17 protein-coding genes and 1 tRNA gene are annotated in these 14,421 nt (G+C 66.0%); 5 read left to right on the top strand and 13 right to left on the bottom strand.

The window, feature by feature from the left end; translation table 11 throughout:
- The first annotated feature begins 62 nt into the window (after positions 1–62).
- On the top strand, positions 63–563 hold the full coding sequence (locus tag BMX43_RS13085) for an Lrp/AsnC family transcriptional regulator (protein ID WP_091302079.1): 501 nt from the start codon (positions 63–65) through the stop codon (positions 561–563).
- A gap of 499 nt (positions 564–1,062) precedes the next feature.
- On the opposite strand, the gene BMX43_RS19840 is transcribed toward BMX43_RS13085, so the two are convergent.
- The 4 genes from BMX43_RS19840 to lgt all read right to left on the bottom strand — a co-directional run bounded on the left by BMX43_RS19840 (position 1,063) and on the right by lgt (position 4,177).
- Complete coding sequence (locus tag BMX43_RS19840) at positions 1,063–1,212, bottom strand: hypothetical protein (protein ID WP_175482110.1); 150 nt, start codon at positions 1,210–1,212, stop codon at positions 1,063–1,065.
- Positions 1,213–1,451: 239 nt separating this feature from the next.
- Entirely contained in the window at positions 1,452–2,207 is a 756-nt protein-coding gene (gene pgeF, locus BMX43_RS13080; RefSeq protein ID WP_091302077.1) for a peptidoglycan editing factor PgeF, read from the bottom strand.
- Between the two features lie 7 nt (positions 2,208–2,214).
- Positions 2,215–3,306: a class I SAM-dependent methyltransferase gene (locus BMX43_RS13075; RefSeq protein ID WP_091302075.1), complete on the bottom strand. Its 1,092-nt coding sequence runs from the start codon at positions 3,304–3,306 to the stop codon at positions 2,215–2,217.
- Positions 3,293–4,177, bottom strand: coding sequence for a prolipoprotein diacylglyceryl transferase (gene lgt / locus BMX43_RS13070; RefSeq protein ID WP_091302073.1), 885 nt, complete (start codon positions 4,175–4,177; stop codon positions 3,293–3,295). Before lgt ends, BMX43_RS13075 begins: the two co-directional genes overlap by 14 nt.
- A gap of 129 nt (positions 4,178–4,306) precedes the next feature.
- Between lgt and BMX43_RS13065 the strand changes: the two genes are divergently transcribed.
- Genes BMX43_RS13065 through BMX43_RS13055 form a run of 3 tightly spaced genes read left to right on the top strand, consistent with a single transcriptional unit; the run spans position 4,307 to position 6,652 of the window.
- Positions 4,307–4,552: an accessory factor UbiK family protein gene (locus BMX43_RS13065; protein WP_091302072.1), complete on the top strand. Its 246-nt coding sequence runs from the start codon at positions 4,307–4,309 to the stop codon at positions 4,550–4,552.
- Positions 4,553–4,610: 58 nt separating this feature from the next.
- The gene (locus BMX43_RS13060) at positions 4,611–5,999 is read left to right on the top strand and encodes a sensor histidine kinase (protein WP_091302069.1); all 1,389 of its coding nucleotides are present in this window, start codon (positions 4,611–4,613) and stop codon (positions 5,997–5,999) included.
- A gap of 8 nt (positions 6,000–6,007) precedes the next feature.
- Positions 6,008–6,652, top strand: a complete 645-nt coding sequence (locus BMX43_RS13055; RefSeq protein ID WP_091302226.1) for a response regulator — start codon at positions 6,008–6,010, stop codon at positions 6,650–6,652.
- Between the two features lie 4 nt (positions 6,653–6,656).
- On the opposite strand, the gene BMX43_RS13050 is transcribed toward BMX43_RS13055, so the two are convergent.
- From BMX43_RS13050 to fabA, 7 genes are all read right to left on the bottom strand, one after another.
- Positions 6,657–7,328, bottom strand: coding sequence for a hypothetical protein (locus tag BMX43_RS13050; protein WP_091302066.1), 672 nt, complete (start codon positions 7,326–7,328; stop codon positions 6,657–6,659).
- A 66-nt stretch (positions 7,329–7,394) separates the two neighbouring features.
- On the bottom strand, positions 7,395–8,045 hold the full coding sequence (locus BMX43_RS13045; protein WP_091302064.1) for a hypothetical protein: 651 nt from the start codon (positions 8,043–8,045) through the stop codon (positions 7,395–7,397).
- 275 nt (positions 8,046–8,320) lie between these two features.
- Positions 8,321–8,394, bottom strand: a tRNA-Gly gene (locus BMX43_RS13040).
- Between the two features lie 153 nt (positions 8,395–8,547).
- Positions 8,548–9,633: a calcium-binding protein gene (locus tag BMX43_RS13035; RefSeq protein ID WP_091302062.1), complete on the bottom strand. Its 1,086-nt coding sequence runs from the start codon at positions 9,631–9,633 to the stop codon at positions 8,548–8,550.
- Between the two features lie 211 nt (positions 9,634–9,844).
- Positions 9,845–10,633: an enoyl-ACP reductase FabI gene (locus tag BMX43_RS13030; protein WP_091302060.1), complete on the bottom strand. Its 789-nt coding sequence runs from the start codon at positions 10,631–10,633 to the stop codon at positions 9,845–9,847.
- Positions 10,634–10,681: 48 nt separating this feature from the next.
- A complete protein-coding gene (gene fabB / locus BMX43_RS13025) occupies positions 10,682–11,911 on the bottom strand; it encodes a beta-ketoacyl-ACP synthase I (RefSeq protein ID WP_091302058.1) in 1,230 nt (409 codons plus the stop codon).
- A gap of 22 nt (positions 11,912–11,933) precedes the next feature.
- Positions 11,934–12,443: a bifunctional 3-hydroxydecanoyl-ACP dehydratase/trans-2-decenoyl-ACP isomerase gene (fabA, locus tag BMX43_RS13020; protein WP_091302224.1), complete on the bottom strand. Its 510-nt coding sequence runs from the start codon at positions 12,441–12,443 to the stop codon at positions 11,934–11,936.
- Positions 12,444–12,613: 170 nt separating this feature from the next.
- On the opposite strand from fabA, the gene irrA reads away from it, so the two are divergent.
- Positions 12,614–13,030 (top strand): iron response transcriptional regulator IrrA, encoded by a 417-nt coding sequence (gene irrA / locus BMX43_RS13015; RefSeq protein WP_091302056.1) that lies wholly within the window; start codon positions 12,614–12,616, stop codon positions 13,028–13,030.
- Positions 13,031–13,088: 58 nt separating this feature from the next.
- On the opposite strand, the gene BMX43_RS13010 is transcribed toward irrA, so the two are convergent.
- Entirely contained in the window at positions 13,089–13,352 is a 264-nt protein-coding gene (locus BMX43_RS13010; protein ID WP_175482109.1) for a glycine zipper 2TM domain-containing protein, read from the bottom strand.
- A gap of 124 nt (positions 13,353–13,476) precedes the next feature.
- Positions 13,477–14,349: a hypothetical protein gene (locus tag BMX43_RS13005; protein WP_091302053.1), complete on the bottom strand. Its 873-nt coding sequence runs from the start codon at positions 14,347–14,349 to the stop codon at positions 13,477–13,479.
- Between the last annotated feature and the right edge of the window lie 72 nt (positions 14,350–14,421).

Raw genomic sequence — 14,421 nt, 5'->3', positions numbered from 1 at the left:
TGTCCGCACGAAATAGACGCCGCAATGACCACAACAGGCGGCGCGGGAAAGGACGTTTCTTCATGGCTGGCGCCAAACTGGACCCCATCGACCGCCATATTCTGGCTGAATTGCAGGCGGATGGGCGGATGACCAATGTGGAACTGGCCAAGCGGGTGGGGATCTCGGCACCGCCCTGTCTGCGCCGGGTGCGCACGCTGGAGGAGGCGGGGTATATCAAGGGCTATCACGCCGATATCGACGCGCGCGAGTTGGGGTTCGAGGTGCAGGTGTTCGCCATGGTGCGGTTGCAAAGCCAGGCCGAGGGCGATCTGAGCACCTTCGAGGGGCGCTGCCGCGATTGGCCGCTGGTGCGGGAGTGCCATATGCTGAATGGCGAGATCGACTTCATCCTGAAATGCGTGGCGCCGGACCTGTCGAGCTTTCAGAGCTTTCTGACCGGGGAATTGCTGAAGGCCGAAAATGTGGCGAGTGTGAAGACCTCGCTGGTGATCCGCTGTGCCAAGGACGAGCCGGGGCTGCCCTTCGATGTGCTGGAAGCGCGGTTGAGCAAGAACGCCTGATTTTGGGGAATGGCTGAACGCCTTGGGCCGGTCTGCGCAAGTGGGCCGGTTTTTGCATGTTCGGGAGCGCGATCTGGCCGGGAAAGGGCCGATATGCATGACCCGGAAAGTGAACAGGCGACCCCTTCGTTGCGCAGAGGAACGCAACAGGGCCGCCCGTACTGAGCCACACAATCTGGCCTGGTTTCCCGAGCCACCCCGCGCAAGTCAGAAGCAATGACTTTCACGGGTGGCACCTGCTTTTGCACGGTCAGGCGCCGATAAGGCAAAGATGGCTGCTTCGCGGCGACCTGTCAAAGTTATTTCATTTTTGTGGAGGGCGTCGTGCGCAGTCTTGCCGCAAGCGGGACACTGTTTCCGCGTGATCAACGTTGTGCCGGTATGTGCCACAATCTGTGGGAGAGTGATGGCAAAAGGCGGCGAATCGGCAAAGGAAAAGGCCGCGTCTCTGCATACGCGGCCTTCGGTCGAGGTCTTTGGGATCGTACGGTCTGCAGGATCAGCGCGCGGCCTGGGCGCGTGGCTGCGGCGCGGCGGCGGATTTGAAGGCTTCGGGCTTGCGGCGGGCGCCGCGCTGCCACGGCAGGGCGGCCTGCTGGGTTTCCGAAGCGGCGAGGACCGATTTCAGCCAGCGGCGTTCTTTCTTCATGGTCTGCTCCTTCTGGGCGGTTGTTTCGTGGTCTGTCCGACCTTGGAAACAATCTGCCAGCCTATTGCGGCAAGGGTTTGGCCGCGATTGTGGCATTTTCAGCGGATGGGAGGAGGGGGAAAGGCAAGCGGGACTTGCGGAAAATGCGAGGAATACTTGAGAGCCGGTGAAACAGTGGGGGGGCGGGCACGCGATTGTTTCGGAAATTGCGGCGGGAACTTGGCGTGCGCCTGCCGCAATCAGAGCCGGATGCAGGAGATGAGTCGCCCGTAATCGGCCTCGCCCTGATGGGTGGTGCGGCGGAAGGAATAGAATCGCTCGGGGTCGCGGTAGGTGCAGTGGCGGGTCCATTCGGCATGGCCGACCCCGGCATGGCGCAGTTTCCACAGCGCATAGCCGGGCAGATCGAACAGCGCACGGTCGCCCTTGCCTTGCGCGAAGAAGCGGGCGGTGTCGCGGTCGTCATCCACGAAGGATTCAAAGAACTCGGGGCCGACCTCATAGGCGGCTTGGCTGATGGTCGGGCCTATGATGGCGGTGATGCGGGCACGGCGGGCGCCCAGAGCCTCCATCGCGTCGAGCGTGGCTTCGAGGATGCCCTCTTTGCTGCCGCGCCAGCCGGCATGGGCGGCGCCGATCACCCCGGCCTGCGGATCGGAAAACAGCACGGGCTGGCAATCGGCGGTCAGGATGCCCAGCACCACGCCGGGGGTGGCGGTGACCATGGCATCGGCCTTGGGCACCTCGGCGCCATGCGGGCCGGTGATGGGGACGACATCGGCGGAATGGATCTGGTTGACGGTGACCAGCGCCTGCGGGTCCGCCCCCATGGCGGCGGCCACCCGGGCGCGGTTGATCGCCACCACCTCGGCCAGATCTGTCGATCCGGTGCCGCAGTTCAGCCCCGAAAAGATGCCGGAGGAGGCGCCGCCCTTGCGGGTGAAGAAACCGTGCCGGACGAGGCCAAGTGCGTCGGAGGTGATGATTTCGAGCATTTGGTCCTCAGCAGGTTTGGCCTGGGTGGGCAGGGCCGGGCGCGAAGCCCGGCGGCGGCTTGGTGCCGGGGGCGTGCAGCGCGAGAGCCTTGAACAGGGTGCCCATCTCGGCGGGGTCGGTCAGGCGGCGTGTAGCGGCAAGATGCGCTTGCAGGGCGGCGCCCGTCAACCGCTGCGCGAGGGCGTTTGCGCGGGCCTCGATGCCCAGCCGCGCCAGAAGGGTGCCTTGCGGGGTGAGTTCGGAGGCGGGGCAGGGGGCGGCGGCGCGGGCCAGCGCCGCGAAATCCACATGGGCGGTGAGGTCGGCCTCGCCGGGGTGGGCCAGCGGATCGGCAAAGGCATGGGCGCGCAGGGCTTGCAGCGTGTCGCCGCGCGAGCGCCAGCCGCCATAGTCGATCAGCAGGGCGGTGCCGCCTTGGGCGGTGATGCGGGCGGCGATTTCGGCGGTGATCGGCGCGGCGGCGGGGCAGATCTCGACAATCTCGCCGGGGGTGGTGTCGGCAAGGCGGTGGTCCAGCGCGGCGATGGGCGCGGGGGATGACAGGGCGAAGGACAGGCGGTCCTCGGTCACGGTGACCATGGTTTCGCGCCAGCCCGCCGGATCGCGGGTGAACTGGCGGATCGGCAGGGCGTCGAAGAATTCGTTTGCCAGCAGGAACAGCGGTTGGGCGGGCAGGTCGGCCACCGTGGCCAGCCAGTGCACCGGATGATCCCCCAGCGTGGCGCGCTGGCGGGCGCGCAGGGTGGGCGAGGCCTCGACCAGCGTGACCTGTGCCGCGGCGTGAAAGCCCGGCACGCGGGCGGTGGCGCGCAGCACATCGGCCATCAGCGTGCCGCGCCCGGGGCCAAGCTCGGCCAGCGTGAAGGGCGCGGGGGCGCCAAGGTCCAGCCAGTATTGCGCGAGGCAAAGGCCCAGCAATTCGCCGAACATCTGGCTGATTTCGGGCGCGGTGGTGAAATCGCCCTGCGCCCCGAAGGGTTCGCGCGTGGTGTAATAGCCGTGGTCGGGATGCAGCAGGCAGTCCGCCATATACTCGGCCAGCGTGATCGGGCCGGTGGTGGCGATGCGGCGGATCAGCAGCGATTCAAGCGGGGTCACGGCGCGCCCGCAGGATCAGCACGGCCCCGATCAGCACCATGGGCAGCGACAGAAGCTGCCCCATCGTCAGCCCCTCATAGGGCCCCCACTGGATGTAAAGGCCCAGCGGGTTCAGCGGGGATGCGAATTGCGCATCGGGCTGGCGGGCAAATTCCACCAGAAAACGCGCGATGCCATAGCCGGCGATGAATACCCCGGCCAGACGGCCCGGATGGCGCAAGGTGCGGGTGGCGAAGGCGAGGATCAGCAGGGTGGCGCCAAGGATCAGCCCCTCCATCCCTGCCTCGTAAAGCTGGCTGGGGTGGCGGATGCAGGGCAGGGTGGCGGTGGCGCAGCTTTGCGCCGCCTCGCCCGGGAAGGCCACGCCCCAGGGCAGGGTTGTGGGGCGGCCCCACAGCTCGGCATTGATGAAATTGGCGATGCGGCCCAGCAGCAGGCCGGGCGGGGCGGCCAGGGCCAGAAGATCGGCCATGGGCAGAAGCGGGATGTGTTCGCGCTTGCAGAAGATCAGGGCGGCGGTGACGACGCCGAGGAAGCCGCCGTGGAAGGACATGCCCCCCTCCCACACTTTCAGGATTTCGGCGGGATGGGTCAGGTAATAGCCGGGCTGGTAGAACAGCACGAAGCCAAGCCGCCCGCCCAGCACCACGCCAAGAATGACCCATGTCAGCAGTCGGTCAAGCTGTTCGGCGTTCATCGGCGCCTGTGCGGCCCAGAGCCGGGGCTGGTGGAGCGCGCGCAGCACCAGCCGCCAGCCGATCAGCAGGCCCGCGATATAGGCCAGCGCATACCAGCGCAGGGCAAAGGTGACCCCGAACAGGTCGATCGAGAAGAGATCGGGCGAGAGGTTCGGGAAGGGGATATAGGTCATGCGGGCCTCCGGCTTGGCGTGTTGTCGGGCGGGGCTGCGGCATTGTCAACCGGCGGGGAACAAAGGGGGGCGCGGACTTGCAGGCGGGGGCGCGGCGCCGCATATAGAGGCCAAGCACAGGAGATCCCCATGCAGACCCGCAACAAATTCTTCGACGACATGTCGCAACTGATGACCAATGCCATGGGCGTGGCCCAGGGCGCCAAGACCGAGGCCGAGACGGCGATGAAAGGCTTCATCGACCGCTGGATGGCCGACCGAGATTTCGTGACGCGCGAGGAGTTCGACGCGGTGCGCGCCATGGCGGTGAAGGCACGCGAGGAAAACGCGGCGCTGGAGGCGCGGATTGCCGCGCTGGAAGAAAAGCTGAAATAACCGCCCGATCAGACTTTCGCCCGTTTGCCGGGCGCGGCGGGGCGGATAGAACCGGGGCATGATGCACCGGTTCTGGAACAGATGGTCGAATTGGTCGCTTGCCACGCAATTTGCTGTGGCGGGCGGCGTGGTCATGCTGGCGGCGATGCTGATCGTGGGCCAGTGGGTGGCGGCGCGCATCGAAGAGGCGGTGGTGCGCAACTGGGCCAATGCCACGGCGCTGTATATGGAAAGCTTCATCTCTCCGTTGAGCCAGGATCTGGCCGCCACGGACGAGCTGTCGCCACTGGCGCATCGGGCGCTGGACGAGGTGTTCGCCTCGACCGCGCTGGGCGCGCGGGTGGTGTCTTACAAGATCTGGAAATCCGGTGGGCTGGTGGTCGATGCTTCGGACGAGAGCGTGCTGGGGCAACGCTTTCCGGTGGGCGTGGATCTGAAACGCGCCTGGGCGGGTGAGGTTTCGGCGGATTTCGTGCAGCCCGGCGCGGCGGAAAACGCGCGCGAGGCGGCGATGGGCCTGCCGCTGCTGGAGATTTACAGCCCGATCCGCGAGGTGTGGTCGGGCCGGGTGATCGCGGTGGTGGAGTTCTATGAAAATGCCACGACGCTGTCCGCCGATCTGACGGCGGCCAAGCGGCGCAGTTGGTTGGCGGTGGCGCTGGTGATGGCGGCGATCGGGGCGGCGCTGTGGGGGATCGTGGCGCGCGGGTCGGCCACGATCGGGGCGCAGCGCGCGGCCATGGCGCGGCAGTTGACCGCGCTGGCCGAGATGTCGGAGCATAACCGCGCCCTGCGGCTGCGGGTGCAGGGCGCGGCGGCACGCACGGCGGCGCTGAACGATCAGGTGTTGCGGCAGTTGGGCGCCGATCTGCATGACGGCCCGGCGCAGTTGCTGGGCTATGCGGCGCTGCGGCTGGACGGGTTGCGCGACGGGCTGGACGCGGCGCGGCAGGGTGTGCTGACCGAGGTGGAGGGTGCGCTGCGCGATGCGATGCGGGAAATCCGCTCGATCTCGCGCGGGGTGTCGCTGCCGGATATTGCGGCGCGCGACCCCTGCGAGATCGTGCAGGGGCTGGCCGAGGCACATCGCGCCCGCAGCGGCTGTGCCGTCGAGGTGGACTGTGCGCCCGAGGGGTTGCCGGCGCTGGATGCGGCGCAGAAGACCTGCCTCTACCGCTTTGTGCAGGAGGGGCTGAGCAATGGCTGGCGCCATGGCGAGGGCCGGGGGCAGGCGGTGCGGCTGGCGGTGGAAGACGGGGCGCTGGTGCTGCGGGTGCAGGATGCCGGGCCGGGCTTTGGCGCGGCGGCACTGCCGGACGAGGATGGCGGGCTGGGGCTGGCCGGGTTGCGTGACCGGGTGGAAGCGCTGGGCGGCACGTTCGAGACAGGCGACCGCCCGGGGGGCGGGGCGGAATTGCGGATGATCCTGCCGGTCGGGCAGGGATGAGGGGCGAGATGAGCGAAGAAATCAGGATCGTGATTGCGGATGACCACCCGCTGTACCGCGAAGGCGTGGCACGCACGCTGGACGAGGATGCCGGGCTGTCGGTCGTGGGTCAGGCGCAGGATGCGAAAGCGGCGGTGGAACTGGCCGAACGGCTGCGCCCCGATCTGCTGCTGCTGGACATCTCGATGCCCGAGGGGGGCGGGCTGGCGGCGCTGCGTGCGGTGATGGCTTGGGACGCGCCGCCCAAGGTGGCGATGCTGACCGCTTCCGAGGAAGACGATGTGGTGATGCAGGCGCTGAAGGCCGGGGCGCTGGGCTATATCCTGAAAGGTGTCGGCGCGCGCGATCTGGTGGCGGTGGTCAAGGATCTGGCGCGCGGGCAGACCTATGTCTCGCCCGCCCTTGCGGCGCGGCTGCTGGCGGCGATGCGGGGCGGCAAGGCGAAACCGGCCAACCCGCTGGATGATCTGTCAAAGCGCGAAGAGGAAATCCTGCGCCATGTCGCCGAGGGCAAGAGCAACAAGGAAATCGGGCTGGCGCTGGATCTGCAGGAGAAAACGGTCAAGCATTACATGACCTCGATCCTGCAGAAGCTGCATCTGCGCAACCGGGTGGAGGCGGCGGTGCTGGCGCGCGAACATCTGACGCGCTGAGCCGCTATTCGCCGGGCAGGATCTGCTGGATGCGTTTCAGATCGGCGGCGGTGGCACGGCGGCGCACCACCAGATTGCCGCGCGGATCGGTAAGCTGATAGCGGGTGCCGGTCAGCTCTTCCCGCCAGCCGGCATTGTCGATCACCACGGCGCGGCTGCGGCTCAGGCTGACAATGGCCAATGCGCCCTTCATCGTGCGCAGGCGTGCGGTATCGGAGCTGGTGGCGGTGCGGCGTTCAAGCACGCGGCCCTTGGCGTCGAGCCGTTCATAGGTCTGGCCGATGACCCGCTCCACCGTGCCATCCAGCAACAGGCGCCTTGTGCCCGCCGGGCCGAGGCGGCGCAACGCGGTGTCGCCCAGAGCTTTGGCCGACTTGCCAGTGCCGCTGAGGCCGGTGCCGGAATTGCCGGTGCCGTCATCGTCCTGACCGTCATCGTCCTGACCGTCATCGTCCTGACCGTCGTCATCCTGACCGTCATCGTCGCTGCCATCATCGCCCTGACCGTCATCCCCCCGGTCGTCGCCGCGATCATCCCCCCGGTCATCCCCCCGGTCGTCGCCGCCATCATCGCTGGCATAGGCGGCGAGGCCCGCCACAGCCCATGGCGCCAGCAGGTGCGGCAGGCCGGTGGCACAGACGAAAAGCGCCAGAAGGAGCGGGGTGAGGCGGGGCATGATGCGGGTCTGCGAACCTTGGGTCAAAGGGGAAGGGGGGCGAAACCGCCCCCCGCTGTGTCAGACTTAGCGCAGGGCGTTGAGGCGGTCGATATCGGCCTGCGTCGCCAGACGCTGTTCAACGGTGCGGCCGGTCTTGTCCTTGCGTTCATACCAACGGCCTTCGATCTGTTCCTTGGAGCCGTTGCGATAGGTCACTTCGATGCCGCGGCGCGAGACTTCGACCTTGGCCACCTTGCGGGCGCCAGCCAGTGCGATCAGCGATTTGCCCTTGGTGGGGCCGGTGGACACGCTGTCATCGTCGCTGTCATCCGCAAGACCATCGTCGCTGTCGTCGTCATTCAGGTCATCGCCGGGGCCGTCATCGTTGCTGTCGTCGTCGTTCAGATCATCATTGCTGTCATCATCGGTGCCGTCGTGGCTGTCGTCATCGTTGCTGTCGTCGTCGTTCCGGTCATCGGTGCCGTCGTCGTCATGGCTGTCGTCATCGCCGTCATCGTGGCTGTCATCGTCGTTCCGGTCGTCGTTCCGGTCGCCGCCACGGTCGTCGTTGGCGTCATGGCCGGGGCCGTCATCATTGCCGCCGCGCGCCAGCGCCATGGCGGGTTTCAGCGCAAAGGCGCCCGAGGCCGGGTTGAATTGCAGGCTGACCGGCGCTGCGGCGAGCATGGCGGCGGTGCCGAGCAGAAGGGCAAGGCGCGGGAAGTGGGCTGTCATATCCGTGTCTCCTCGATGGTCCCGACCGTCTTGGCGGGAAGGGTTGTCCCGGCCGTGCTGGCGGGGATGCCCCTGTGTCTCACGCCCTGTTGCGCTGGCATATCCGCGCCGGACCTTTGCGCCGGGGCCTCAGACCTCTCTCTCCCTGTTTGCGCCAAAGGGCGGGGATTTGCATCGGACCAAGGTCCGAGAAAGCGGGGGGAGGGGGGCGGGATGCCTCTTGCGGCGGCGCGCCTGTCCGGGAAACGGAGAGGCCGGGAACCTGTAAGGGAGGATGGAGCGGGCGGCGGGAATCGAACCCGCGTCTCCTGCTTGGAAGGCAGGGGTCTTACCATTACACAACGCCCGCAACGGGGGATTACCTATCGTCGAACGCGGCGCTGTGCAAGGGCCAACCATGGCTTGCGGCGGTCTGTGCATCATGGGCCCGTTTTGCCGCCGGGCGCGCGCAAAAAAGCCGCCATTCCGGGGAATGGCGGCCAGGGCGCGGGGGATGGGGCGCTCAGTAGATCAGGAAATCATCGGCGGTCAGATTGAGGCCCGCCGTGACCGTGGCGATCAGCACCTGATCGGCGCCGCCCACGCCATCGGCATCGTAGAAGATCTGGCCGTTGGCGCGGTTGTAGATGATGTGCTGGTCTGCGGTCTGGGCGGCGCTGCCCTGCACGAAGGCCGAAGATTCGAGGTTGCCGGTGCTGGCAAAGGCGGTGAAGGCCTGCCGGGCCAGCGCGATGTGATCGGCGCGGAGATTGAAATCGGTGATCTCATCGGCATTGGCTGCGGTTGGCGTATCGGCAAAGCGGAAGGTGTCGGCGCCGGTGCCGCCGGTCAGCCTGTCATGGCCCGCGCCGCCGTCCAGCGTGTCGGCACCCTTGCCGCCGCCCAGCCGGTCGTCGCTGTCGCCGCCCAGCAGCCGGTCATTGCCGCCAAGGCCCAGCAGCACATCCTTGCCGCTGCCGCCGTCCTGCACATCGGACCCAGCACCGCCATCCAGCGTATCGCGCCCGTCGTTACCCAGCAGCGTGTCATTGCCACCCAGCCCGGTGATCCGGTCGGACCCGTCGCTGCCCACCAGCCGTTCGGGATCGGCAGTGCCGGTGATCAGCTTCGGCCCGATCCGTTCCAGCGTCAGGGTGTAGCCCAGTTGCGCGATGACCGGATTGAGGAGCACCGAACTGGACACGCCGAGCTGGAACGAGAAGTAATGCGCGCCCGAGGCCGCAACCTGAAACACCTCGGAATAGAGCGAGCCGTTGATATAGGTGCTGCCGCTGCCGATCAGGTTCATGATCAGCTCTGAATCGCTGCCCGACGCATCCTGCGCCCAGGCGACGGCATTGGCGTAGAACTTGCTTTCATCATCGGGGGTAAAGACGAGCCGGTATTTCTCGCCTGCCGTCAGATCGGTGCGGAAGGTGTCGTAATCGGTGAAACTGGACAGGCTGACATGGGCATAGGCCTGGGTGCTGCCATTCACGTCGATTTCGCCGATCTGCGCGCCGGGGATCGAGGTCAGATCGGTGATCGGCGTGTAGATATTGCTGTTGCCGCTGAGATCGTTGGCGACGGTTTCGTCGATGATGCGCATGGGGCCTCCAAAGGAACTGGCTGAAAGGGATGGTGCGCCGCAGGCTGCGGGCGCCGCTGTGCCGCCAGACTGTGCGGGGGGCGGGCAGGGGTCAACGTTGGTAAATCCTTACCCGAGCGGGATTTTTCCTGTTTTATACCCATGGTTCCATGCAAAAGGCCGCCCCTTCGGGCGGCCTAAACTTTTGGTGGAAGCGGTTTTGCGGCAGGGGTCAGAGGTTGTCGGCCTGCGGCATCCCCAGCACATGGAAGCCGCCATCGACGCGCACCACCTCGCCCGTGGTGAAGGCGCCGTAATCGGAGCAGAGCCAGACGGCGGTGCCGCCCACCGCCTCCAGCGTCGCGTTGGAGCGCAGGGGGGCGTTGGCTTCGGTGTGGCGATAGGTGGCGCGGGCGCCGCCAATGGCCGCCCCGGCCAGCGTCTTCATCGGGCCGGGCGAAATGGCGTTCACCCGCACGCCCTGCGGCCCGAGGTCATTGGCCAGATAGCGTGTCGCACTTTCCAGCGCCGCCTTGGCCACGCCCATCACGTTGTAATTCGGCGTGACGCGGTTGGAGCCCTGGAAGGTCAGCGTGATCAGGCTGCCACCCTGCGGCATCATCTCGGCGGCGCGGCGCGACACGTCGATGAAGGAGAAGCAGGAGATATCCAGCGAATGTTTGAAATTCGCCCGGCTGGTGTTGATGAAACGGCCGGTCAGTTCGTTCTTGTCGGAAAAGGCGATGGCGTGGATCAGGAAATCCATCGTGCCCCAGCGATCCTTCAACGCGCCGAAACAGGCGTCGAGGCTGGCATCGTCGGTCACATCGACATCGACGAGGAAATCGCTGCCGACCGAAGCCGCCAGCGGTTGCACACGCTTGCCGAACGCGTCTCCCTGATAGGAGAAGGCCAGTTCCGCGCCTTCATCCGCCAGTGCCTTGGCGATGCCCCAGGCAATCGACCGCTCGTTGGCAACGCCCATCACGAGGCCGCGTTTGCCCTTCATCAGTTCAGCCATGCGGCCTCTCCCTGAATGCGATTTTTCTGCGAAAAATCGGTGCCCGGCTCAGCCGTGGTATTTGCTCATCAGCAGCGTGGCATTGGTGCCGCCGAAGCCGAAGCTGTTGGACAGGACCGAATCCATCTCCACATTCTCGCGGTAGGTGGTGGCGATCTCTTCCGGTTTCAGTTCCGGGTCGAGTTGCGTCACGTTGGCGGAAGCGGTGATGAAGCCGCCTTGCAGCATGAGCAGCGAATAGATCGCCTCATGCACGCCGGTGGCGCCGAGCGAGTGGCCGGTGAGCGATTTGGTGGAGGAGATCGGCGGCACATTGCCTTCGCCGAACACGCGGCGGATCCCCTTGACCTCCATCACGTCGCCTGCCGGGGTCGAGGTGCCGTGGGCGTTGATGTAGCTGACCTTGCGGCCCTCGGGCAGGGTGGCGACCGCCAGCCGCATCGAGCGTTCGCCGCCTTCGCCCGAGGGGGCGACCATGTCGTGCCCGTCGGAGGTGGCGCCGTAGCCGGTGACTTCGGCATAGATTTTGGCGCCACGGGCGAGGGCGTGGTTCAGTTCTTCCAGCACCACGACACCGCCGCCGCCGGCGATGACGAAGCCGTCACGCGTGGCATCGAAGGCGCGCGAGGCGGTGGTGGGGGTGTCGTTGTATTTCGACGACATGGCGCCCATCGCGTCGAACAGGCAAGACAGCGTCCAGTCCAGTTCCTCGCCGCCGCCAGCAAACACGATGTCCTGCTTGCCCATCTGGATCAGTTCGGTGCCGTTGCCGATGCAATGCGCCGAGGTGGAGCAGGCGGAGGTGATCGAGTAGTTCACGCCCTTGATCTTGAACGGCGTGGCAAGGCAGGCCGAGTTGGTCGAGGACATGCAGCGGGTGACCATGAAGGGGCCCATGCGCTTGGGCGCGCCCTTTTCGATCACCGTCTGATGGGCAAGGAAGAAGTTGGAGGTGGACGGCCCGCCCGAGCCCATCACGAGGCCGGTGCGTTCGTTCGAGACATCGGTGGCGGCAAGGCCGCTGTCTTCGATCGCCTGACGCATGGCGATGAAGTTGTAGGCGGCGCCGGGGCCCATGAAGCGCAGGTCGCGCTTGTCGATATGGTCTTCCAGCGTGATCTGCGGCATGCCGTGGACCTGGCTGCGGAAGCCATGCTCGGCATAGCTGGGGGCGAAGACGATGCCCGACTTGCCGGTGCGCAGCGAGGCTTCCACCTCGGTTGCGGTATTGCCGATGGGAGAGACGATGCCGATCCCGGTGATGACGACGCGACGCATGAGCTAGCTCCTTCTTTCCCGGTCAGTTCGCGGAGAGCGCGACCTTCATGTCCTTGACGAGGTAGATCACCTCGCCATCGGCTTCGACGCGGCCATCGGCCACGCCCATCGTCAGGCGGCGCGTCTGCACGGCCTTGGTGAAATCGACGAAATAGCGCAGCATCTTGCGGTCAGGCCGCACCATGCCGGTCAGCTTGACCTCGCCCACGCCCAGCGCATAGCCGCGCCCCTGCCAGCCGCGCCAGCCGAGGTTGAAGCCGGTCAGTTGCCACAGGCCATCAAGGCCGAGGCAGCCCGGCATGATCGGGTTGCCGGGGAAGTGGCAGTCGAAGAACCACAGGTCGGGGGTGATGTCGAATTCCGCCACCACATGGCCCTTGCCATGTTCGCCGCCATCTTCGGAGATTTCGGTGATGCGGTCCATCATCAGCATGGGCGGCGCCGGAAGCTGCGCATTGCCCGGCCCGAACAGTTCGCCCCGCGCGCATTTCAGAAGGTCTTCCCGGTCGAAACTCGTCGGATATGCCGCCATCTGGCCTTTGTCTCCCGCATCTGCTTTTGCCCCCTGTAACACCCCGCTTTGCAGCATGGCAAGGGTGCGAGGCGGCCCTGCGGTGCCCTGCAATTGCGATGGGGGTTTGAAAAGGCGGGGGGCAGGCCCTATGATAAGGGAATTCTTCCTGATCGGGGCACGGGCGGCCTATGGCAATGACGGCGATGGAACGGGGCACGGACTGGCTGGTGCGGGGCGGCTTGCGGCCGACGCGGCAGCGGGTTGCGCTGGCCGCGCTGCTGGTCGGGGATGGCGAGAACCGGCATGTGACGGCGGAAAGCCTGTTCGCGGCCTGTGTCAGCGGCGACGAGAAGGTGAGCCTTGCCACCGTCTATAACACGCTGCGCGCCTTTTGCGATGCCGGGCTGATGCAGGAAGTGGTGGTGGACGGGTCGAAAAGCTATTTCGACACCCGGATGGATGATCACCCGCATTTCTACTGGGAAGACGAGGCGCGACTGACCGATGCCCCGGCGGAAGAGCTGGTGATCGCGCATCTGCCCAAGGCGCCGGACGGGACCGAGATCGCCCGCGTCGATGTGGTGATCCGCCTGCGGCGGCGCTGAGGCCCGGCTTGCCCGGCAGAGCCGGGGCAGGACGCGCCTGCCCCCCCTTTGCCAAGGCTTACGGGCAATCGGCGCGATACTGGCGCCCGTCGGGATAGGTGTAGATGCATTGCTTGCGTTCCGGCGGGATCGTCGATCCGGCCAGAGCGCCCAGTGCCGCCCCGGCGGCAGCGCCTTTCAGCTTGTCGCCGTCACTGGTGACCATCGCCCCGATCGCGGCCCCGGTCAGCGCGCCGGTCGTGGTGTTGGGATTGCCGGTCTGACAGGCTGCAAGCAGGGCAACCAGCGGCACGGCGCAAACGAGGTTTCGGACAAACGACATGAAAAGCTCCATTGGATTGAGGCGCGGCAAGACCCGTCGTGACGCAGAACGGCACAGGGCGCTTGTGGTTCCCGCAATCTGCCAAGAAAAACGCCGGAGGCCAAGACACCATGCCGTGCGGGTGTCAGAACCACTGGCCCGGTTCCATCAGGCCCAGTTCCATGAGTTGCTGGCTGTGCCAGCGGAACTCGGTCGAGCTGTGCCAGCGGAAGGTCTGGATCTGATAGCGCGAGCCGGGATTGGTTTTCAGCGCCTTGGCGGTGCGGAACGAACAGATCGCGGCGGTGATGTTGTGGTGCCAGGGACAGGCGTAGGTGTTGTATTCCTCGTCGGTAAAGGTGAAGTCGCCCCGCAATTGCAGCCCCGTCTTCGCCCGGAACAGCGAGATGCGGTCGATCTTGCGCTTGCTCCAGGTCACATGTTCCTCGAACCGCCAGCGCAGCCCGCCGAAGAAATCGAGCTGACGCTCTTTCGCGGCCCAGTTCTTTTCGGGATCGGTGCGCCCCAGCGCGTAATAGCCGGACCGATCCAGATGCGCATCCTCAAGGCTGACGGCATCGGGGAAACGCTCCAGATCCCCGGCATAGAGATCGACGACATAGGTCAGCATCGCATCGCGCCGCTCTTCTGTATGAAAGGACAGCATGTCTCGCACCGTCCGGCTTTCGCAGAAGGGGAAGAACAGGTATTCGGCGTTGAAGCAGTAATAGAGCCAGATGCCCGGCGCGGCGGTGGCGGTCACGGCATCGACGGCGCCGGTGACGGCCTCTTCGGCATGCACGTCGTGGCGGATGCGGTGCACGCGGTCTTCCAGCGCGGGATCGACGAAGATCTCGTCATGGATGAACAGCAGGACGGTGCGAAAGCCGGTATCCAGATGGTGGCGCAGGGTCGAGGCCACCTCCACCGGGTCTTCGGCGAAGATCATTGCCACCGGCCCGACATCCAGCGCCGTGCCGCGGCTTGCGATGAAATCCGGCAGACTTTTGTAGCGCATATGCCCGTGCCCCGCTGCGTGCCTGTTCTTTTTGCCGCAGAATCCGTTAATGTTTCGCTCAATGCAAGCCCA

Origin of the sequence: Gemmobacter aquatilis, assembly GCF_900110025.1 — a bacterium.
Lineage (GTDB): Bacteria > Pseudomonadota > Alphaproteobacteria > Rhodobacterales > Rhodobacteraceae > Gemmobacter > Gemmobacter aquatilis.
The sequence above is the reverse complement of the archived record's forward strand: the minus strand, read 5'-3'. Positions and strand labels throughout refer to the sequence as shown.